This window comes from Enterobacter sp. PL_is514, from assembly GCF_055816715.1.
Genome location: NZ_JBVPGN010000034.1, coordinates 146,988 through 166,799 on the forward strand (window position 1 = coordinate 146,988; position 19,812 = coordinate 166,799).

General features: G+C 55.4%; 22 protein-coding genes. 9 read left to right on the forward strand and 13 right to left on the reverse strand.

Annotation, left to right across the window (positions count from 1 at the left end):
• Nucleotides 1-2 precede the first annotated feature (2 nt).
• Nucleotides 3-914: a DNA-binding transcriptional activator PunR gene (gene punR, locus AC0TNG_RS16330; protein ID WP_417927265.1), complete on the forward strand. Its 912-nt coding sequence runs from the start codon at nucleotides 3-5 to the stop codon at nucleotides 912-914.
• Nucleotides 915-931: 17 nt separating this feature from the next.
• Here punR and purR read toward each other — a convergent pair whose 3' ends face one another.
• Nucleotides 932-1,957, reverse strand: coding sequence for an HTH-type transcriptional repressor PurR (purR, locus tag AC0TNG_RS16335; RefSeq protein ID WP_023335431.1), 1,026 nt, complete (start codon nucleotides 1,955-1,957; stop codon nucleotides 932-934).
• Between the two features lie 297 nt (nucleotides 1,958-2,254).
• Here purR and cydH point away from each other — a divergent pair, with 297 nt between their 5' ends.
• Together cydH and AC0TNG_RS16345 are read left to right on the forward strand one after the other, a co-directional pair.
• A complete protein-coding gene (gene cydH / locus AC0TNG_RS16340) occupies nucleotides 2,255-2,344 on the forward strand; it encodes a cytochrome bd-I oxidase subunit CydH (protein WP_020688313.1) in 90 nt (29 codons plus the stop codon).
• Nucleotides 2,345-2,507: 163 nt separating this feature from the next.
• Nucleotides 2,508-3,674, forward strand: a complete 1,167-nt coding sequence (locus tag AC0TNG_RS16345; RefSeq protein ID WP_248164199.1) for an MFS transporter — start codon at nucleotides 2,508-2,510, stop codon at nucleotides 3,672-3,674.
• Nucleotides 3,675-3,712: 38 nt separating this feature from the next.
• Here AC0TNG_RS16345 and sodB read toward each other — a convergent pair whose 3' ends face one another.
• Together sodB and AC0TNG_RS16355 are read right to left on the reverse strand one after the other, a co-directional pair.
• On the reverse strand, nucleotides 3,713-4,294 hold the full coding sequence (sodB, locus tag AC0TNG_RS16350) for a superoxide dismutase [Fe] (protein WP_023311353.1): 582 nt from the start codon (nucleotides 4,292-4,294) through the stop codon (nucleotides 3,713-3,715).
• Nucleotides 4,295-4,416: 122 nt separating this feature from the next.
• Nucleotides 4,417-5,190 carry a C40 family peptidase gene (locus AC0TNG_RS16355; RefSeq protein ID WP_267216613.1) on the reverse strand — a complete coding sequence of 258 codons (774 nt, stop codon included), beginning with the start codon at nucleotides 5,188-5,190 and terminating at the stop codon, nucleotides 4,417-4,419.
• A gap of 338 nt (nucleotides 5,191-5,528) precedes the next feature.
• Here AC0TNG_RS16355 and grxD point away from each other — a divergent pair, with 338 nt between their 5' ends.
• On the forward strand, nucleotides 5,529-5,876 hold the full coding sequence (gene grxD / locus AC0TNG_RS16360; RefSeq protein ID WP_003832760.1) for a monothiol glutaredoxin 4: 348 nt from the start codon (nucleotides 5,529-5,531) through the stop codon (nucleotides 5,874-5,876).
• A 78-nt stretch (nucleotides 5,877-5,954) separates the two neighbouring features.
• Here the strand turns inward: grxD and rnt are convergent, their stop codons facing one another.
• From rnt to eptA, 5 genes are all read right to left on the reverse strand, one after another.
• Nucleotides 5,955-6,614 carry a ribonuclease T gene (gene rnt, locus AC0TNG_RS16365; protein ID WP_032651023.1) on the reverse strand — a complete coding sequence of 220 codons (660 nt, stop codon included), beginning with the start codon at nucleotides 6,612-6,614 and terminating at the stop codon, nucleotides 5,955-5,957.
• 95 nt (nucleotides 6,615-6,709) lie between these two features.
• Nucleotides 6,710-7,117: a lactoylglutathione lyase gene (gene gloA / locus AC0TNG_RS16370; protein ID WP_013096923.1), complete on the reverse strand. Its 408-nt coding sequence runs from the start codon at nucleotides 7,115-7,117 to the stop codon at nucleotides 6,710-6,712.
• 100 nt (nucleotides 7,118-7,217) lie between these two features.
• Nucleotides 7,218-8,315, reverse strand: coding sequence for an alkene reductase (gene nemA / locus AC0TNG_RS16375; protein ID WP_024909367.1), 1,098 nt, complete (start codon nucleotides 8,313-8,315; stop codon nucleotides 7,218-7,220).
• Between the two features lie 54 nt (nucleotides 8,316-8,369).
• Entirely contained in the window at nucleotides 8,370-8,969 is a 600-nt protein-coding gene (locus AC0TNG_RS16380) for a TetR/AcrR family transcriptional regulator (RefSeq protein ID WP_473702408.1), read from the reverse strand.
• 41 nt (nucleotides 8,970-9,010) lie between these two features.
• Entirely contained in the window at nucleotides 9,011-10,636 is a 1,626-nt protein-coding gene (gene eptA / locus AC0TNG_RS16385; protein ID WP_473702409.1) for a phosphoethanolamine transferase EptA, read from the reverse strand.
• Nucleotides 10,637-10,785: 149 nt separating this feature from the next.
• On the opposite strand from eptA, the gene AC0TNG_RS16390 reads away from it, so the two are divergent.
• The 3 genes from AC0TNG_RS16390 to sodC all read left to right on the forward strand — a co-directional run bounded on the left by AC0TNG_RS16390 (nucleotide 10,786) and on the right by sodC (nucleotide 12,569).
• Complete coding sequence (locus AC0TNG_RS16390; protein WP_473702410.1) at nucleotides 10,786-11,025, forward strand: DUF1289 domain-containing protein; 240 nt, start codon at nucleotides 10,786-10,788, stop codon at nucleotides 11,023-11,025.
• A 48-nt stretch (nucleotides 11,026-11,073) separates the two neighbouring features.
• Nucleotides 11,074-11,970, forward strand: a complete 897-nt coding sequence (locus AC0TNG_RS16395) for an aldo/keto reductase (protein WP_021241132.1) — start codon at nucleotides 11,074-11,076, stop codon at nucleotides 11,968-11,970.
• 80 nt (nucleotides 11,971-12,050) lie between these two features.
• Complete coding sequence (gene sodC / locus AC0TNG_RS16400) at nucleotides 12,051-12,569, forward strand: superoxide dismutase [Cu-Zn] SodC (RefSeq protein ID WP_473712762.1); 519 nt, start codon at nucleotides 12,051-12,053, stop codon at nucleotides 12,567-12,569.
• On the opposite strand, the gene AC0TNG_RS16405 is transcribed toward sodC, so the two are convergent.
• The 3 genes from AC0TNG_RS16405 to AC0TNG_RS16415 are packed head-to-tail and all read right to left on the reverse strand — an operon-like array spanning nucleotide 12,548 to nucleotide 15,680.
• Complete coding sequence (locus tag AC0TNG_RS16405; RefSeq protein WP_473712764.1) at nucleotides 12,548-14,581, reverse strand: FUSC family protein; 2,034 nt, start codon at nucleotides 14,579-14,581, stop codon at nucleotides 12,548-12,550. The two genes, sodC and AC0TNG_RS16405, sit on opposite strands and share 22 nt — an antisense overlap.
• Nucleotides 14,581-15,441 carry an HlyD family secretion protein gene (locus AC0TNG_RS16410; RefSeq protein WP_024909361.1) on the reverse strand — a complete coding sequence of 287 codons (861 nt, stop codon included), beginning with the start codon at nucleotides 15,439-15,441 and terminating at the stop codon, nucleotides 14,581-14,583. Before AC0TNG_RS16410 ends, AC0TNG_RS16405 begins: the two co-directional genes overlap by 1 nt.
• Nucleotides 15,442-15,443: 2 nt before the next feature.
• Nucleotides 15,444-15,680 (reverse strand): DUF1656 domain-containing protein, encoded by a 237-nt coding sequence (locus AC0TNG_RS16415; protein ID WP_024909360.1) that lies wholly within the window; start codon nucleotides 15,678-15,680, stop codon nucleotides 15,444-15,446.
• A gap of 186 nt (nucleotides 15,681-15,866) precedes the next feature.
• On the opposite strand from AC0TNG_RS16415, the gene slyA reads away from it, so the two are divergent.
• Nucleotides 15,867-16,307 (forward strand): transcriptional regulator SlyA, encoded by a 441-nt coding sequence (slyA, locus tag AC0TNG_RS16420; RefSeq protein WP_032651029.1) that lies wholly within the window; start codon nucleotides 15,867-15,869, stop codon nucleotides 16,305-16,307.
• A 36-nt stretch (nucleotides 16,308-16,343) separates the two neighbouring features.
• Here slyA and AC0TNG_RS16425 read toward each other — a convergent pair whose 3' ends face one another.
• Both AC0TNG_RS16425 and slyB read right to left on the reverse strand, forming a co-directional pair.
• Nucleotides 16,344-17,705, reverse strand: coding sequence for a sensor domain-containing diguanylate cyclase (locus tag AC0TNG_RS16425; RefSeq protein ID WP_157189018.1), 1,362 nt, complete (start codon nucleotides 17,703-17,705; stop codon nucleotides 16,344-16,346).
• Between the two features lie 196 nt (nucleotides 17,706-17,901).
• The gene (gene slyB / locus AC0TNG_RS16430) at nucleotides 17,902-18,369 is read right to left on the reverse strand and encodes an outer membrane lipoprotein SlyB (protein ID WP_008500578.1); all 468 of its coding nucleotides are present in this window, start codon (nucleotides 18,367-18,369) and stop codon (nucleotides 17,902-17,904) included.
• Between the two features lie 254 nt (nucleotides 18,370-18,623).
• Between slyB and anmK the strand changes: the two genes are divergently transcribed.
• Nucleotides 18,624-19,748, forward strand: a complete 1,125-nt coding sequence (gene anmK / locus AC0TNG_RS16435; RefSeq protein ID WP_473712765.1) for an anhydro-N-acetylmuramic acid kinase — start codon at nucleotides 18,624-18,626, stop codon at nucleotides 19,746-19,748.
• Nucleotides 19,749-19,812: the final 64 nt, after the last annotated feature.

Here is a 19,812-nt window from a genome sequence, read left to right on the forward strand (position 1 = left end):
AAATGTGGTCAGATTATTCTCTTGAAGTGGTCGATGCTGTTGCACGTAACGGCAGCTTTAGCGGTGCAGCGCAGGAGCTGCACCGCGTCCCTTCGGCCATCAGCTACACGGTGCGTCAGCTGGAGGAGTGGCTGGCGGTTCCGCTGTTTGAGCGGCGCCATCGTGATGTGGAATTAACGCCCGCAGGGGCGTGGTTTTTGAAGGAAGGGCGTTCTGTTATCAAAAAAATGCAGATCACCCGCGAACAGTGTCAGCAGATCGCTAACGGCTGGCGGGGGCATCTTTCCATCGCGGTGGATAACATCGTTAAGCCGGAACGTACCCGGCAGATGATCGTCGATTTCTATCGTCATTTTTCAGATGTCGAGCTGCGGGTCTCGCAGGAGGTGTTCAACGGCGTCTGGGATGCGCTGGCGGACGGCAGGGCAGAGATGGCAATCGGGGCCACGCAGGCGATCCCGGTCGGGGGACGTTACGCCTTTCGCGATATGGGCATGCTGAGCTGGAAGTGCGTGGTGGCAAGCGATCATCCGCTGGCGGTGATGGAGGGGCCGCTCAGCGATGATACGCTGCGCAACTGGCCGTCGCTGGTGCTGGAGGATACCTCCCGTTCATTGCCGAAGCGTATCACCTGGCTTCTGGACAACCAGCGGCGGGTGGTGGCCCCTGACTGGGAATCGTCGGCGACGTGCCTCAGCGCCGGACTGTGCGTCGCGATGGTGCCCGTTCATTTCGCGCGTCCGCGCATCGATACCGGAGAGTGGGTTGAGCTGACGCTGGAGAATCCGTTCCCGGATGCGGCCTGCTGCCTGACCTGGCAGCAAAGTGATGTCTCGCCTGCGATGGCCTGGCTGCTGGATTATCTGGGAGACAGCGAAACGCTAAACCGGGAATGGTTACGGGAGCCAGCATAGCTGGCCCCGTAAAGCGATTAACGACGGTAGTCGCGGAACGGACCGTCCGCAACGGAACGGCGTTCGATAAGACGCGGGTGAACTTCAATGGACTGCGACTCTTCACGTTTGTTGACGATCCTGTCCATCAGCATATTGAAGGCCGTTTCGCCCAGCGAATCTTTCGGCTGGTGAATGGTGGTCAACGCTGGCGTGAAGAAACGCGCGTTACGCACGTTGTCATACCCGATCACGGAAATATCCTGCGGTACGCGCAGACCCAGCTCGTCGGCAGCGCAGAGCGCGCCCATAGCCATGATGTCACCCCCGCAGAAAACGGCGGTCGGACGGTGTGGCTGGGAGACGATCTGCTGCATTGCGCGGTAGCCCGACTCCGGCTCAAAGTCGCCCTGCACAATCCAGTTTTCCGGCACGTTGATCAGCGCTTCTTCCATCGCTTTCATAAAACCGGCCAGACGGCCCGCGCCGGTGTTGCGCTCCAGCGGACCGGGGATCACGCCAATCTCGCGGTGACCGCGTTCGATCAGATAACGACCGGCCATATAGCCGCCTTCAAAGGCATTATCGATAACGGAATCAGTGAAATCCGCGCGCGCTTCGCCCCAGTCCATGACCACCATGGGAATATGGCGATACTCTTCGAGCATCGACAGTACGGATTCCGGGTACTCGGAACACATTACCAGCAGGCCATCAACGCGCTTTTGCGCCATCATCGACAGGTAGGCACGCTGTTTTTCTATGCTGTTCCATGCGTTGCCCAGAATCAGGGTATAGCCTTTCTGGAAGCAGTTCTTCTCTACCGCTTCAATGATCTCGGCAAAATAGGCCGCTTCACTGCTGGTGGCCAGCAATCCAATGGATTTGGTGTGATTAACCTTGAGGCTGCGCGCAACCGCACTTGGCGAATAGTGCAGCTCTTTGATCGCTGCCCAGACGGCGTTGCGCGTCTCTTCCGCCACGAAGCGGGTTTTGTTAATTACATGTGATACGGTTGTAGTGGAAACGTTTGCGCGTTTTGCTACGTCTTTAATTGTTGCCATTAAATGTCACTCCAGACCATATCCTAAACTCCTGAAAAACTTGAAGGTAAACGTTTGCCTTCTCTCACCCTTATCACGCAATCTTGAATTGCGGCACGCCGGGAAAACGACACGGGACGTCAGGAGGGGGTCAATGGCCGGTACGCTAATAAATTTAGCGTGGAATTTTGTCCTATCTTGATGAAAAGGGGAAGAGGTAAAGTGTTTATCAGCCTAAATCCAGGAAGATTTTTGACGTAAATTATGCAAAAATGAGCAGGCTCACTTTTCGTGGGGGGATTAAAAGGAGAAAAATTGATGAGTTCCGATCTGAAGTTTTCGCTGTTCACCACCGTTATTGTGCTGGCTCTGATTGTCGCGGCCGGTCTGACGGCTGCGCTGCACTGATTTACGCGGAGGGAGAGCCTTCTCCCTCCCGATCGACCCGATTGTTACTTCTCTGGCAAAAATCTTTTGCCATTTTGTTAACTTCTCATTTTTTGTGATTGATGTCATGCTTTCCGCTTCTTTGTTCTGTGTCACCACATGACACGGCATCCGGAGTTGACGCATGAAAATCAATTTTCCCCTGCTGGCCCTGGCGATTGGCGCTTTTGGGATTGGCACCACTGAATTCTCCCCGATGGGGTTACTGCCCGTCATCGCCCGCGGCGTGGACGTCTCGATCCCTGCGGCAGGGATGTTAATCAGCGCCTATGCTATCGGCGTGATGGTGGGGGCGCCGCTGATGACGCTTCTCCTTTCGCACCGCGCGCGCCGCAATGCGCTGATTTTCCTGATGGCGATTTTCACCCTGGGTAACGTGCTTTCGGCCATTTCGCCGGACTACACCACGCTGATGCTGTCTCGTATTCTGACCAGCCTTAACCACGGCGCGTTCTTCGGGCTGGGATCGGTCGTGGCTGCCAGCGTGGTGCCAAAACATAAGCAGGCCAGCGCCGTAGCAACCATGTTTATGGGGCTAACGATTGCCAACATCGGCGGGGTGCCTGCGGCAACCTGGCTGGGGGAAGCGATCGGCTGGCGGATGTCCTTCCTGGCAACGGCCGGGCTGGGCGTGGTCGCGATGGTGGCGCTGTTCTTCTCCCTGCCGAAAGGCAGCGCGGGTGAACGTCCTGACGTGCGCAGAGAGCTGTCGGTGCTGGTGCGCCCGCAGGTCCTCTCCGCGCTGCTCACCACCGTGCTGGGGGCAGGGGCGATGTTTACCCTCTACACCTATATTTCACCGGTATTGCATGACATCACCCACGCAACGCCTCTCTTTGTGACCGCGATGCTGGTACTGATAGGCGTGGGCTTCTCGATCGGCAACTATCTCGGCGGGAAATTTGCCGACCGTTCCGTGAGCGGCACGCTGAAGGGCTTCTTAACCCTGCTGATTGCCATCATGATTGCCATTCCGTGGCTGGCGCGTAATGAGTTTGGGGCCGCGATCGCAATGGTCGTCTGGGGAGCCGCCACCTTTGCCGTGGTGCCGCCGCTGCAGATGCGCGTGATGCGCGTCGCGCATGAAGCGCCGGGCCTCTCATCGTCGGTCAACATCGGCGCCTTCAACCTGGGCAACGCGCTCGGTGCGGCGGCCGGTGGGGCCGTGATTTCAGGGGGACTGGGGTACAGCTTTGTGCCGGTGATGGGGGCGATTATTGCCGCGCTCGGCCTGCTGCTGGTGATGATGTCGGGTCGTAAACAGCCTGAAGCAGCCTGCGCTGCGGAATAAACCAAAAACGCAGAAGGGCGAACCCTTCTGCGTGTCTCTTACGCGGCGAAGTTCTTCGCGACAAAGTCCCAGTTAACCAGTGCCCAGAAGTGCTCCAGGTAGTTCGGGCGCGCGTTGCGGTAATCAATGTAGTAAGCGTGTTCCCATACGTCCACGGTCATCAGCGGCTTAGCGCTGGTGGTCAGCGGGGTGCCTGCGTTAGAGGTGGACACGATAGCCAGTTTGCCATCCGCCTCTTTAACCAGCCACGTCCAGCCCGAACCGAAGTTCTTGATGGCTGCATCGGTAAATTTCGCTTTGAAATCCGCGAAGCTGCCAAAGGCGGCGTTGATAGCGGTAGCCAGTTCACCGGCAGGTTCGCCACCGGCGTTTGGCGCCAGGCAGTGCCAGTAGAAGGTGTGGTTCCACACCTGAGCCGCGTTGTTGAATACGCCACCCTCTGAGCTGCGGACGATCTCTTCCAGCGTTTTGCCTTCAAAATCGGTGCCCTTGATCAGATTGTTCAGGTTAGTGACGTACGTCTGGTGATGCTTGCCGTAATGATATTCCAGGGTTTCCGCAGAAATGTGCGGTGCCAGGGCGTCTTTTGCATACGGTAGTGCAGGTAATTCGAACGACATTGCTTCTCTCCTTATTGTATTTTGCGTTGCCAATAACCACACAGACAACAAGGACAGGATAGCAAATTGAAAGGGTATGCAAAAGAGGAACTTACCCTGCCACGGGTGTGGCAGGGCAGGGGTTAGCGAATGGTTTTCGGCGTCATCACGCGACGTGCGCCGACGTAATGGCGTACCCAGTAGTCTTCACTGAGAGAGGTGATCTGAATATCCTGGCCGCTACGCGGTGACTGGATGAATTTTCCGTTACCGACATAGACGCCGACGTGGTCAGCCGTGCCGCGACCCTGAGTGCGGAAGAACACCAGATCGCCGTTTTCCAGCTCACCGCGGTCAACCGGTGAGGCATCGCGCAGGTGGTACATCTCATTAGCGGTACGAGGAATGCGGAACTTGACCAGATCTTTATAGGCGTAATAGACGAGGCCGCTGCAGTCAAAGCCGGTACGCGGCGAGCTGCCACCCCAGTGATAGGGTTTGCCAATCTGCCCCATCAGTTTGTTCATCGCGGTTTTTTGCGCTTTCTGTACGCGCACCTTATGCACTTCCGCTATTTTCGTGACCTTCGTGCATTTCGCCTTGTGGCCTTTACGCGTGATGCATTTTTCAGTAACAAGGTTAGCGGCGGTTTGCGAAGCTTTACTTTTGGCGGAGTGGGCAGTACGGGAAGGTTTGGTTTTCGTCTTGCTGGAAGCGGTCTGTTTCGTCTGAGCCGGTGTTTTTTTCTTGTCGTTCTTAGCGGTGGTTTTTTTCTTACGTTCTGTGGCTTTCACCAGATGGTTTTTTTGTACAGCAGAATGCCGCGCCTGCTGAGAGGCGTTTGCCACTGGCGTGAAAGTGAGTGAAGTAAACAGTAAAGCACAGAGCGTGATCGAGAATTTATTTATCCGCGCCACTGGGCAGTCCCCTGATAAATGCAGGTCATCAATAATACCCGCGTGTGATTTACAAAGCCCGTCGATTCTAATCTATAAAAAGCCAGAAAGTTAATAGCATTTTTCAATCTACAATCGTGTTTCGTAAGCAAGTGCAAAAAAATTCATCGTTCTGTCGCTCATTTGCCCATTCCCTAAGCAAAACCCTGACCGCCGCAGGGGTAAACACCATTTGCAATGCAACTTTTCCTGACTCGGAGTAGAATGTATAAACGTGACAAAAATGTTATTTTCCGATGCCAGTCTGAACCGCTACAATGTCAGACGAATGCCGTAACAGAAGTTAAAGGAAGCAAGACATGAGCACCACTATTGAAAAAATCCAGCGCCAGATCGCTGAAAACCCGATTCTGCTGTATATGAAAGGTTCTCCAAAGCTGCCAAGCTGCGGCTTCTCCGCGCAAGCGGTTCAGGCGCTGTCTGCCTGTGGTGAGCGTTTTGCTTACGTTGATATCCTGCAGAACCCTGACATCCGCGCTGAACTGCCGAAGTACGCGAACTGGCCGACGTTCCCACAGCTGTGGGTAGACGGTGAACTGGTTGGCGGCTGCGATATCCTGATTGAAATGTATCAGCGCGGCGAACTGCAGCAGCTGATCAAAGAGACGGCAGCGAAGTACAAAACGGAAGAGCCGGACGCAGAGTAATTTTCTCTGCGCAAATAAAAAAAGCGACCCGCTATATGGTCGCTTTTTTTTTGTCGGGTGGCGCTGCGCTTACCCGACCTACGATTGGTGCTCGTCCTCATCACCCTTCGGCAGCGGCCAGCCGCCCATACGCTTCCAGCGGTTGACGATCTCACAGAACAGCTCTGCGGTACGCTCCGTGTCATACAGCGCGGAGTGCGCCTGCGTGCCGTCGAACGGAATGCCCGCCGTAATACAGGCCTTTGATAGCACCGTTTGTCCCAGCGCCAGGCCGCTCAGCGCGGCGGTGTCGAAGGTGACAAAAGGATGGAAGGGGTTGCGTTTAAGCGACGCGCGCTCGGCGGCGGCCATGGTAAAGCTGTGATCGAAGGTGGCGTTATGGGCCACCATAATGGCGCGGCTGCAGTTACTCTCTTTCATGCCTTTACGCACCATTTTAAAAATGGCGTGCAGCGCGTCATATTCACTTACTGCACCACGCAGCGGGTTATGCGGATCGATACCATTAAACGCCAGCGCTTCCGGCTGTAAGTTTGCCCCTTCGAAAGGTTCAACGTGGAAATGCAGCGTGGTGTCCGGTGTAAGCCAGCCCTGTTCATCCATCTTCAGCGTGATGGCGGCAATTTCGAGCAGCGCATCGGTTTTAGCGTTAAATCCGGCTGTTTCTACATCAATGACAACGGGATAAAAACCACGAAAACGGTCGCACAGACCGCTAAATTGAGCGTTATCGGACATCAGGGTCTCTTACATGGGGAAAAAGCAGAGCGCATTATGGCAAATTTTGCGGGGGGATGCAGTAAAACTACGGGCGCACGTTGCGCCCTGAGGGATCAGTTGCCCAGACCGCGACCGGCGTCTTTGGCTTCAATCAGCTCGATTTTGTAACCGTCCGGATCTTCGACAAACGCAATCACGGTGGTGCCACCTTTTACCGGACCCGCTTCGCGCGTGACGTTACCGCCGTTGCTGCGGATGCGCTCGCACGCTTCGGCCGCGTTGTCCACTTCCAGCGCGATGTGGCCGTAGGCCGTGCCCAGCTCATAGCTGTCAACGCCCCAGTTGTAGGTCAGCTCGATCACCGCTTCATCCGTTTCCGGGCCGTAACCCACGAACGCCAGCGAGTATTTGTATTCAGGGTTTTCGCTGGTGCGCAGCAGCTTCATGCCCAGGACGTTAGTGTAGAAATCGATAGAACGTTGCAGGTCGCCAACGCGCAGCATGGTGTGAAGTAGGCGCATAATTTCCTCATTAACCAATGAAATAGACTGTCTTTTTGAACAGAAACGATGTTTTAGTATAGCGGCGAAGCATCGCCGCTATCAATGAACAATAGCGAGATTACAAAGAAGGGTAGTCGGTGTAGCCTTCCGCGCCGCCGCCGTAGAAGCTTTCCGGACGCTGCGGGTTGAGCGCTGCTTTTTTCTGCAGACGAGCAACCAGGTCCGGGTTGGCGATGTAGTCGCGGCCAAACGCGACAGCATCAATCAGCCCTTTGCCGATCAGGTCTTCGGCTTTCTCCGGGGTATAGGCGCCTGCACCGATGATCACGCCGTGGAAGCGCTCGCGCACTTTCTGACGGAAAGCATCCGTGTAAGGTTTACCGCCGGCCCAGTCAGGTTCGGACATGTGCAGATAAGCGATGCCACGTTTAGCCAGTTCTTCGATCAGGTACAGAGCATCCGCTTCCTCGTTCGGGCCGTTGTCGACGTTCTGGAAAGACCCGATTGGGGAAACGCGGATCCCGATACGGTCCGGGCTCCACTCCTTGCATACCGCATCCACCACTTCCAGCACCAGACGGGCGCGGTTTTCGACGCTGCCGCCGTACTGGTCGGTGCGATGGTTAGACGACGGCGACAGGAACTGGTGCAGCAGATAGCCATGCGCGGAGTGCAGCTCAATCAGGTCAAACCCGGCTTCACGGGCGTTGGCCACGGCCTGGCGGAAGTCGTTAACAATCCCCGGGATTTCGTCCAGCTCCAGCGCACGCGGCATAGAGGTATCCACGCGGATCGCATTGCCGTTTTCATCGCGCAGGGACGTACGGGTATTGGCGCTAAGGGCCGAAGCGGAGACCGGTGCCTGGCCGCCAGGCTGAATGCTGCTGTGAGAGATACGACCGGTATGCCACAGCTGGACCGCAATGCGACCCTCTTCAGCGTGGACGCCCGCGGTGATTTTCTGCCATGCGGCGATCTGTTCCGGGCTGTGAAGACCCGGCGCACCCGCATAACCCTTAGCCTGAGCAGAAATCTGCGTGGCTTCGGTGATGATCAGGCCAGAGCTTGCGCGCTGACGATAGTATTCACCCATCAGTGGGGTTGGGATGTCACCCGGCTCAATGCTGCGCAGACGGGTCAGCGGAGCCATGAACACGCGGTTTGGCGCCGTGACGGCACCCACTTTCAATGGGGTAAACAGTTTTTCAGCTGACATAAGGACTCCTGAGTAGACCAGTCGACTAGTAATAAGGTAAATAAAAAGCGCCCGTTATACGCCAGGCGCAGTAATACTGTTTTTCACATGTGCCAGCGCGCTTTCCAGCGGCACGGCACTGCGCGAAATTTTTGCCTGCAGGTTGGCCCCTAACCAGAGGGAATAGAGCACCTGAGACTGCATCAAGGGGTTGCCGGAAAAGGCCAGCGTTTTTTCGTCGCGGCCTTTTTCCAGCGCCTGGGCCAGCAGGGCGATCACGCCGCGGGCACCTTTATCCATCGCTGTGCGCATATCTTCAGAAAGATCGCACACTTCTGCAGACAGTTTAACGGTCAGGCAACCGCTGATAATGCCCTGCTGACAGAACTGGTTCAACGTTTCCTGATAGTAGTTCAGAACACGATCCCGGTAGTTACCTTCACCCGATGCAAAGTGGGTCGCCAGACGCTGGTGGTAGCCAGCATAATGACGCTCCAGCATCGCTACGCCGAAGGCCTCTTTGGACCGAAAGTAGTGATAAAACGACCCTTTCGGTACCTCAGCGGTTTTTAATAACTCGCTCAACCCCATACCGGTAAACCCGCGATGCATGCAAAGTTGCTCGCCGGTCGCCAGTAGATGTTCGCGGGTATCGTGTTCAGTATTTCTGCTCATGGCCGCACTCTAATAGACCGTTCGGTCTAATGCAAGCGAGTTTACTGACGACATGCGCTCAGTATATCCAGCTGCTGTTGATAAACCGTTGATTTCACGTCCATCATACCCAGCACGGTCGAGAACAAATTGTCCTGAGAAACCGCATTTTTTGCTGCATGGTCACGCAAACACTGTTCGTTGATGCCAAAGTTTTTCGCGTAATCCGGTGACAGCCAGAACATAAATGGAATATGCGTTTGCTGCTCCGGCGCCAGCATGTACGGTGTACCGTGCAGATAAATACCGCTTTCACCCAGTGATTCACCGTGATCGGAGAGATAAATCAGCGCGGTGTTCATGCTCGCCTGACGGGCTTTCAGCGCATCAATGGTTTTGCTGACCATGCTGTCGGTGTAGAGGATAGTGTTGTCATAGGTATTCATCAGCGCCTGATGATCGCAATCCTGAATCTCATTGGTGTCGCAGGTTGGGGTGAATTTACGGAAGTTGTCCGGGTAACGGCGATAGTACGCCGGACCATGGCTTCCCATCAGGTGGATAACCAGTACCGTGTCCTGCTTCAGACCATCCAGCACGTTGTCCAGACGGTAGAAATTCACATCATCAATACAGGATTTGTCTTTGCAGAACTGATCCAGATTCCACTGTGTCATGTCGGTATGGGGCACGCGATCGCAGGCGCCTTTACAGCCGCCGTCGTTGTCGCGCCACAGCAGGTTGACACCCGCATGCTTGAGCACGTCGAGCAGCCCCTCGCGATGGTGAGCCAGGTCGGCATCGTATTTGCTGCGCGTCATGCCGGAGAACATGCACGGCACGGAAACCGCGGTTTCGGTGCCGCATGAGGAAGCCTGCGGGAAGTTAATCACATCCTGCTTTTTCAGCTCCGGGTTCGTTTCACGATCATAACCATTAAGGGAGTAGTTCGCAGCGCGAGAGGCTTCCCCAACGACCAGTACCAGAACGGTTTTCTTTTGTTGACCGGTAATCAGTGGCCCTTTGTGGGCATCTTCACCAATACGCACCAGAGTTTGATCGCCAGCAAACCAGCGCATTTTGCTGTACTTCACCACGGCGCTGACATAGTTCGCCGGGGTGACCATTTTGACGATGCTTTTGTTATTGCGGAACAGCGACGCGTAGTCTTTATAAAACAGCGCGGCAATCAGGATAATCACCAGCAGAGCGCCGAGCATCGCGGCCACACGCGTCAGCAGCGCGTACCACCATTTTCCGGTACGAATACGGGTCAACGCCAGCACCACGGAAGGCACGAGGCCAGCGATGACAATCCACAGAATCATCTGCGGGGTCACCAGGGCCGTCGCTTCCTGAGAGTTGGTTTCGAACACGTTCACAATCATGTTCTGATCGATCACCGCGCCGTAGGTGTACATAAAGTAGGTTGCCGCGGCGCAACCGATCGTTAAGACGATCAGCAGCGGCTTACGGATATAGGGGATATTAAGCAGGCTAAATACAATCACCCAGCCGCAAAACAGCACCAGCGGTACGGACGCGGCAAAGAGGATGTCGTGCAGGTGCGCAGGGGCAATAATGGCCCAGCTGCGCTGGATAAACAGTCCGTTGATTAGCGTAAAGAAGAGTGCACAGCCCAGAGTAAATTTAATGTCGTTACATTGTAACTTTTTGATTAACCACATCGATCGATGAACCTGTCATTATCATGATGGGCCGAGTATAAAGAGGGAAGATTAGTGAAACCTTAATGCCACAAATCTGTGGTACAGGCCTTGCACGTGGTGCGTTTAGCGTCTTCACTGTAGGTGAGAGTGGTTATCCGGAGGTGAGTGTGGCAGAGCAGCTGGAGTTTTTCCCCATCCAGAGCCCGTGCCGGGGGATTTGTCAGGTGGATGAACGCGGATATTGCCGCGGGTGCATGCGTACCCGCGATGAGCGTTTTAACTGGCATAACTTTAGCGACACGCAGAAGCAGGAGGTATTACGCCTCTGCCGTCAGCGTCTTCTGCGCAAAATACGCGCAAACAAAGCCGGTGAGACCGAAGAACCCCAGCAACCTTCACTTTTTTAACACGGTAATTGCGTATACTCATGACATCACGTCCTTGAGGAAAATGTTATGGTTCAGCGAATTACCCTTGCCCCCCAGGGGCCAGAATTCTCCCGTTTTGTGATGGGCTACTGGCGCCTGATGGACTGGAATATGTCCCCCCTCCAGCTGGCGAGCTTTATTGAAGAGCATATCGATCTGGGCGTCACCACGGTCGACCATGCGGATATTTACGGCGGTTACCAGTGCGAGGCCGCGTTCGGCGAGGCGCTCAAGCTGGTCCCGGCACTGCGCGATCGCATGGAGATCGTCACGAAGTGTGGAATTGCCACCACGGCAAAACCAGAACACGCCCTCGGTCATTACATCACTGACAGCGCGCATATCATCAAGAGCGCCGAGCAGTCGCTGGTCAATCTGGCGACCGATCGTATCGATCTGCTGTTAATCCACCGTCCGGACCCGCTGATGGATGCCGATGAGGTGGCGGAAGCCTTCCTGAACCTGCACCAGAGTGGGAAAGTGCGTCACTTCGGCGTTTCTAACTTTACCCCGGCACAGTTTGCGCTGCTTCAGTCTCGTCTGCCGTTTACCCTGGCCACTAACCAGGTTGAGATCTCCCCGGTACACCAGCCGCTGCTGCTGGACGGTACCCTCGACCAGCTGCAACAACTGCGTATTCGCCCGATGGCCTGGTCGTGCCTGGGAGGCGGACGCCTGTTTAATGATGATGAATTCCAGCCGCTGCGCAACGAACTGGACACTATCGCCCGCGAGCTGAACGCGGAGAGCATCGAACAGGTGGTTTATGCCTGGATCCTGCGTCTGCCGTCAAAACCGCTGCCCATTATTGGTTCCGGCAAAATAGAACGCGTGCGTTCTGCACTGGCCGCTGAAGAGCTGCAGATGACCCGCCAGCAGTGGTTCCGCATCCGCAAAGCCGCGCTGGGCTACGACGTGCCATAAACCGCCAGAAGGTGACTTTCCGGTGAAATCTTTGCCCCTGGTATACACTTAAGGGGCAAAAAATAACCCGCGGAGGTCATATGAAGCGTTTTGCTCTGGCAATGGTCGCGCTGGTTGTTTGCGCAGGGGCGCAGGCAGCCAGCGACGAAGTGGAAATGAATCTCGTCACCTCTCAGGGTGTGGGTCAGTCCATCGGTACGGTGAAAATCACGGAAACCGACAAAGGGCTGGTGTTCGCTCCCAACCTCAAAGCACTCCCTCCCGGTGAGCATGGTTTCCATGTTCACGCCAAAGGCAGCTGTCAGCCCGCATTAAAAGAGGGCAAAGCGTCGGCAGCAGAAGCGGCAGGGGGTCACCTCGATCCGCAGCATACCGGCAAGCATGAAGGCCCGGATGGAATGGGGCATTTAGGCGATCTGCCCGTGCTGGTGGTTAATAACGACGGTAAAGCCACCGATCCCGTTGTCGCGCCGCGTCTGAAAAAGCTGGATGAAGTCAAAGGCAAAGCGCTGATGATCCATGTCGGCGGCGACAATATGTCCGATCAGCCTAAACCGCTGGGCGGCGGCGGGGCGCGCTATGCCTGCGGCGTGATCTGATCCCCAATCGTACCCGGCGGTGGGGCCTGCTCCAGCTGCGACAGCGAGCAGTGCAGCCGCCAGATTATCGAGGCCAAATCACGGGCGGCGGGCAGATGATGTCGTGCAAGCGTATCGCAGATCCGCTGCAGTTCATTCAGCGTGGCTGCCAGCGGCCGCTGCTGGACACCGCGCTCGCTCATTACATCGCGCAGCAGGGAAATACACACATCACGAACCTGCGACAGCGGATCGGAACGCGTTTCCCACGCGCGAAGCTGCCAGACCACGTGCGAGCAGTTCAATAGCACCACGCCCCAGCGCAGCAGCCAGCGTCGTGACAGCGCGTCCTGGCTGTTATTGAGCTGGCTGACGTGGTGATACACCAGCGATTCATACTCGTTTTCACCCAGATGCGGTTTACGGCTGAGCTGGTCGACAAACCCCCGGCGTAACTCCCGGATATGCCTGCGGCTCTTGCGGGCATCGGAGCCGGGACGCAACACCGCGAAAGCCAGCCACGCCAGCCCCACGCCAAGGATTTTAGCCAGGTTGTCATTGAGAAAATCGGCGTAATCGTACACCGGCGGATTGGTCACGGAGATAAACGAGCCCATAAAGACAATCAGCTGTCCCCAGAGGCCCGCCTGTTTTGGCATTTGCAGCTTAAGAAGCTGCATGGTGGTTAACAGGGGAAACAAAAACAGCAGGAACTGCCACAGATCGCTTATCTGCACCATCAGGCCAAACTTCACCACAAAACTGAACAATGACAGCAGCACCAGGGTGCGCAGCAGCAGCGTCAGCGAGTTGAACGGCGAGGCCGCGACGGAGTAAAGCACGCAGCTGATGGCGGCAAGCGTCAGGGCCGCCGTACCGGACTCCCACTGCGTGGTGATGCTCCACGACCCCACCAGCATCAGCGCGCAGAAGGTGCGAAAACCGCTCCACAGCGCCTCAAGGTAGTCGGTATGGCGGGCGAGAGCCGGGCTCCCGGGAACGTTGAACTCCGTGACCGGCGTGGCATTCTCAACCGCGTTAATCCAGCGGCTGCTGCGCAGGTACAGTCGGCAAAAGTAATTCAGACGCTGCCAGAAGGCGCGATGACGATAGTCGTACTCATCAACCGGGGCGAGCGGGGCGATGATCTTTGCAACGGTGTAGATGTCCGCATCCGGGCGCGCAAGGGCCGCGAGCAGCGTTTCGATGACGGCACGGGTGTTTTCCGGCGGCGTCGGCCAGTTGAGCAGCATCCGGCGCAGGCTGGAAATGGCGCTGGTCATACGCAGCTGCTGGTGCAGTAAATAATTTAGCAGGGTGTTCTGACGACGAAAGCGGTAGTGGCTCCAGAACGCCTGAATTCGCAACAGATTCATCGTCAGGATCTGTCCGATCACCTTTTCATGCGCGAGGCGGATCTCATCGCTGGTATCCGGTTGCCACAGCAGGCTCGCGTGCTCAAGCAGCCGTGTGTGCATAGTCTTGAGGGCGGTGATAAGCGCGGTGCCGTCGGAGGTGCTGGGGAGGATCATCATCATGAAGCCGCCGCTGAGGATCCCGACAATGACTTCGCAGACGCGCGCCTGCGCGATATCCCACAGCTCGGTGGTGTCTAGTACGTTAACGACCGGGAAGGCGATAATGGCGGCGGTATAGCCCGCCAGCTGGAAAGCGTAGGCGACGTTATTGGTAAAATGGGCGCAGGCCCAGGTACAGCACCCCAGCCACGCCGCCATGCTCAGCAGGAACATCCACGGATCGTTCAGCGTATGGCCGGCGATAATTAACGCCGCGGTGGCGCCGAGCAGGCTGCCTGCGATACGGCCAAGGCTTTTACTGATTACCCCGCCGACCGTGGGAAAACTCACCACTGCGGCAGACGTCATCGCCCAGTAGGGTTCATCCAGGTTCAGGTAGTAGGCGACGGTCAGCGCCAGGCACATGGCAATGCCGTTACGCAGCGCGTAGCGCCACTGGGGACGCGTCGCTTTCATCCACGGGGTGTTGTGCCAGGAGAGTGCCGGCAGCTTCATCACCGGTTTCCGATGGATACAGTGCAGGTGGTGCCGGAGACCAGGGTAATGTCCTCCGGTAAACGGTCAAATTCTACGCGAACCGGAACGCGCTGGGCCAGGCGCACCCAGGGTACGTTCGGCTTAATGTCCGGCACCAGGCCGGAATCCGTTTCAACGCTTTGATCGTAAATGGCGCGGCCAATGCTGGATACGTGACCCTGTAACTTTTTCGAGCCGCTGTAAAGCGTAATCGCGGCGGGGGATCCCTCGCGAATATGGCGAAGCTTGGTCTCTTCAAAATAGCCCACGACGTAGAAGGAGTGGCTGTCGACGAGGGCAAAAACCGGCTGGCCTGTAGTGGCGTAGTTACCCACGCGGGCGGAGAGGTTGGTCACCCATCCATCGACCGGTGCCGTAATCACGGTTTGGGTCAGTTGCCACTGCGCCTGCTTCAGCGTCGCCTCCGCCACGTTGACGCTCGCCTGCATGGCCTTAACGTTGATATTTGCGGTGTCTAAATCTTCCGCTGAGATGTAGTTTTGCGACAGGTGACGGCGGCGGTTGGCCTCGTTGTTGGCCTTTGCCAGGTCAGACTGGGCTTTCGCCAGCTGCGCCTCGGCGTTCAGAATCGCAATGTGGTACGGGGTGTCGTCAATTCGGAATAAAACATCTCCCTTTTTGACGAACTGGTTATCCTTAACCAGTAGCGTCGTGATACTTCCCGACACCTGAGGGGTGATGCTGACCTGTTCAGCGCGAACTTTGCCGTCACGCGTCCAGGGCGACTGCATATAAAAATTCCACATCCACCAGCCTGCAACCAGCGCGAGGGCAAGGACAAACAGGGTGGAAAAGTACTTCAGCGTTTTCAGAGGCATAGTCACCACACCATCAAGACAGCAAGGCCCAGACATACGGAGAGGGCAAACAGGGAAAGATCCATCAGCATGGGATGCCAGATTTCGCCGGAGTACATCCAGTCGCGAAGCAGACGATGCGCGATGAGCCAGAGAATAAAGCCCACCAGCACGGCCTTAAACAGGGGAGGAAAGTAGACTGACGCACCGAAGATCAGGTCCTGAAGGGGTAACCCCTCTGAGCGATGAAAAAACGTCACGGGCAGAAATCCTTTGCAGTGAACAGAATGCCGCGTTGGCTTGTCATAGTATGATGAAGCATCACAATTCAGTGTAAGTCATACTTTTAAGTTCGATGAATGCAGTATTGCATTTGTTTTGGCAATACAAATGCTGCACACTATTCTAAAATCAGTATAATAACTTAGCAAGCTAATTATAAGGAGATGAAATTGGAATCGCCATTAGGTTCTGATCTGGCAAGGTTGGTACGCGTCTGGCGTGCTCTGATTGACCATCGCCTGAAACCTCTGGAACTCACACAGACGCATTGGGTCACGCTGCACAACATTCATCAGCTGCCGCCCGATCAGTCGCAAATTCAACTGGCAAAAGCGATAGGCATTGAGCAACCGTCGCTGGTGCGCACGCTTGACCAGCTGGAAGAGAAGGGGTTGATCTCGCGGCAAACCTGCGCGAGCGATCGTCGTGCGAAACGGATTAAACTCACCGAAAAAGCGGCGCCTATCATCACGGAAATGGAAGCCGTGATTACCAGGACGCGCGGTGAAATCCTGTCAGGCGTTTCACCGGCGGAGCTGGAAATGCTCATCAGCCTCATTGGGCGCCTTGAGCAAAACATCCATGAACTGCAGTCGCGAGACTGACAAAAAATAAGGCCTTGCAGCAGCAAGGCCTTTTTTTTACTTAAAGACGACCACACGGTTACGACCCGTCTCCTTCGCTTCATACATCGCCTTGTCGGCACTTTCCACGCACGTTTCTGCGGTTATCGTTGATGACGTTGCCGTAAACACCCCCATACTGATGGTGATGGGCTCCGGCAACTGACCGCCGCTGCTGGTTTTATCAAAGCTGCTTAGCTTCAGGCGTATGCGCTCAGCCACCTGGTACGCGGAGTCTGACGACGTGTTGGCCAGCATCAGCACAAACTCCTCACCGCCGATACGGGCCGCGATGTCCTGCGGGCGCACGGAATCCATTAGCAGGTTGGCGACAAACTGCAGGACTTTATCGCCCTGGAGATGTCCGTAGGTGTCGTTAATACGCTTGAAGCGATCGAGATCGCTGACGATGACGGAAACGGGGCGATTGGGTCTGGCGATATCCAGCGCCTGGTTTAACGATTCATAAAAATAGCTGCGGTTATAAAGGCGCGTGAGCGGATCGCGGATTGAGTTCTGATAGGACTGCTGATATTTTACGTGCGAGTCGCGATACAGTCTGAAGACATCGTAAAGCAGAACAAAAATAATCAGCAGCGTGGCGACAGTTTCAAATAACCGGGCGCGGTACCAGGAGATATCTTCGGCATGTCCACCCGCTAACAGCATTGAAAGCGTGACGATATAGCAAACGCACAGAAAATTTCCGCCTACCCAGAATAAATTGCGCACGCGCGTGACAAACATCAGCGCTACTAATGTTATCACCCAGAAAACAATTAAAGATATATTAATGCAATGGCTCCAGAGGACCATAAACTGCCGGGTTTCATTATCAACCAGGTCAATGGATAACAAGGGTGAGTGGCTGGAATATATCCAGGCCAGTCCCACTGCACAGGCGGTAAAAAGAGACGCCCCGCTCACAATTGAGATATGCGCCAGCCGTGAAAGAGGGTAATCGCGCATGGGATAGAGTATTGCTGCCACGATAAACAGCACCGCCATTAAAAAGTGGCGGAACATATAGTAGATCATCGCATCGTTGTAGTTCACGACGTTGAACTGATAGAGATCCAGCCAGGCGGGGAAGCTGGTCAGCGTTCCGACCATCAGCAGTGCGGACCCGGCAAAGGCAAAGGCGATTGCGACCAGATACAATCGTCTTTTGTCACACCAGTATTTCATCGCCATAAAACAGGCAATAAACAGGTGAAACACCAGAAGAAAAATGGTGAGCGTAGGGAATAAAAGCGGTGAAAAGGACGGAACCCATTCAACGAGTTTTAAAAACAGCGCGTGTAATATCCCGATAACAACAAGGCAACCGAGACAGAACGTAATATAACGGCTCGTTAGAGCGCGACGATTCGCAAGCATAGAATTTTTACAAATTATAATGAATAAAGAGAAGGTGGTTGCGAAGAGTCTAATCAATTAGTGCAATAAATACTTTGCGCAGAAACAATATAAGGCGTGATTAATAATGGATGAGGTGAATGTATTTTGTAATTATATTTGTGAGAGTGATATATATTGTAAATGGATGTGGCCCGAGGACCACATCCACTTTTAATTAACGTGGGGAAACGGTCACCTGGCTTCCGTTGCTCGCCAGCACAACGCGCTGGCCTGCAGAGAAGCGGGTGCTGCCCTGTTTCTGAACAACCATGATAGTGCTGCCGTCGTCTTTACGGATTTCCAGCTCTACGCCCTGAGTTTTGTTCATCGCACCCTGAACGCCCTGGCCGGCTACGCCACCCGCAACGGCACCTGCGGCTGTTGCCAGAGAGCGACCCGTGCCGCCGCCGACGGTATTACCCAGGAAACCACCCAGGACGGCACCGCCAATTGCGCCCATCACGTTGTTTTCATCGCCACCCTGAATCTGTACAGGGCGTGCATTAACAACGGTACCGTAAGTCACGTTCTGAACCTGTTTCGCTTCAGAAGCGCTGTAAACGTCGCCAGAAAGTGAACTGTCATTCACACAGCCAGCCAGAGTTAAACCAATCAGCGAAACGCCCAGTACACGTAAAATCATTTGAATCTCCTGTTCACCAAAAACGCCCGATTGAGGGCATCCGTTATGGCTAAATTATATGGCATAAGGAGCCATAGTTCATATCTTTGCATTAACAATAGGAAAATTGTACTTGAATTTGACTTAACGAGACATAAACAGGTCCGCCTGTGTTACCCGTCTGACATTGTTAAAAAATATTATTGCCGGATGGCAAAGCGGCGCCGTTTATGGTTGAGTGGATATCCTTAGCCCACGCAACGTAAGGAAAGCGCATGAAATCGGGTCGCTACATTGGTGTGATGTCAGGCACCAGTCTGGATGGGGTAGATGTCGTTCTGGCCGCCATTGATGAAAACATGGTGGCACAGCAGGCGAGCCTGACCTGGCCAATCCCCATTTCACTGAAAGAGGATATTCTGAGTATCTGTCAGGGGCAGAAGCTGACCCTCTCCCAGCTTGGACAGCTGGATGTCCGCCTGGGAGCGCTGTTTGCGGATGCGGTGCAGGCTTTGATGCAAAAAGAACATCTTCGCCCGCAGGATGTGGTGGCCATCGGGTGTCACGGACAAACGGTCTGGCATGAGCCCATCGGAGAGGCCCCGCATACTCTGCAAATCGGCGATAACAACCAGATTGTGGCGAAGACGGGCGTGACGGTAGTAGGCGATTTCCGTCGTCGTGACATCGCCCTTGGCGGACAAGGCGCGCCGCTGGTGCCCGCGTTCCATCAGGCGTTACTGGCGCACCCTTCAGAACGGCGCATGGTGCTTAACATTGGTGGGATCGCCAATCTGTCGATGCTTATTCCGGGACAGCCGGTCCGCGGCTACGATACCGGCCCGGGCAATATGCTAATGGATGCCTGGATCTGGCGTCAGTGCGGCCAAGCGTATGATAAAAACGCGGAGTGGGCGAGCGGGGGGAAAGTGATTCTTCCGCTGCTGCAGTCGATGCTAAGCGATCCTTATTTTGCCCTTCCGGCCCCTAAGAGCACGGGGCGTGAATACTTCAACCTGGGCTGGCTTGAGCGTCAGCTGGCGCCATTCCCGGCGCTCGCGCCGCAGGATGTCCAGGCGACGCTTGCTGAGCTGACGGCCGTGTCGATCTCCGAACAGGTTCTGCTCAGCGGTGGGTGTGAGCGCCTGCTGGTGTGCGGCGGAGGAAGCCGTAACCCGCTGGTGATGGCGCGTCTTGCCGGGCTGCTGCCGGGTACCGAAGTGACCACGACCGATGAGGCCGGCATCAGCGGTGATGATATGGAGGCGCTGGCCTTCGCATGGCTCGCCTGGCGCACCATTGCCGGACTGCCGGGCAACTTGCCGTCGGTAACCGGTGCGCGCGAGGCGAGCGTCCTTGGGGCGATTTTCCCGGCCAATCCTCGTCATAATCAGAGTTAACTGAAATTCAGCGCGGCGCGTCGTCGTTAGAATGGAACGAAACAGGGGGGCAGCCATGCCCTCC